Origin of the sequence: Vibrio sp. M260112 (assembly GCF_036533775.1) — a bacterium.
GTDB lineage: Bacteria > Pseudomonadota > Gammaproteobacteria > Enterobacterales > Vibrionaceae > Vibrio.
On record NZ_JATABH010000213.1, the window covers coordinates 1 to 390 of the forward strand.

Annotated in this window: 1 protein-coding gene; it reads right to left on the reverse strand. The window is 49.5% G+C overall.

All coding sequences use genetic code 11. The features are described from left to right. The coding region (locus QTN95_RS21165; RefSeq protein WP_331418905.1) for an RHS repeat-associated core domain-containing protein at positions 1 to 390 on the reverse strand (390 nt) is incomplete at both ends.

A 390-nucleotide genomic window follows, 5' to 3' on the forward strand; every position in this document is an offset into this window, starting at 1 on the left:
TACCCCATAAGTGATTCCCGCAGACAAACCGCCTATTATTCCCGCCTGAAGAGAATCGTCAAAATCCCCAGTAGTGATATAGGTTGTTGAGAATGAAGCGGTCGCACCACTCGCAGCTGCTTGTGCCATGGGTTGCAATCCAGCATATAACCCTGAAGCGGCATAACCAATCGCAATTGCACCGACCACCATGCCAGCCATTTGGATTACAGGGTTTTCAAACGTCTGACTCACAACAAAGAATGCCATCGCAGCAGCCCACCACACCCAGTGCCCTGTTGGGTCAGTATATTTCAACGGGTTGTTATACACGTATGCGTAACGGTTGTAACTTTGGCTAAAGCTCGGCTCTGGCACGAACGTATCGGCACTTAAGAAACGACCAATCAC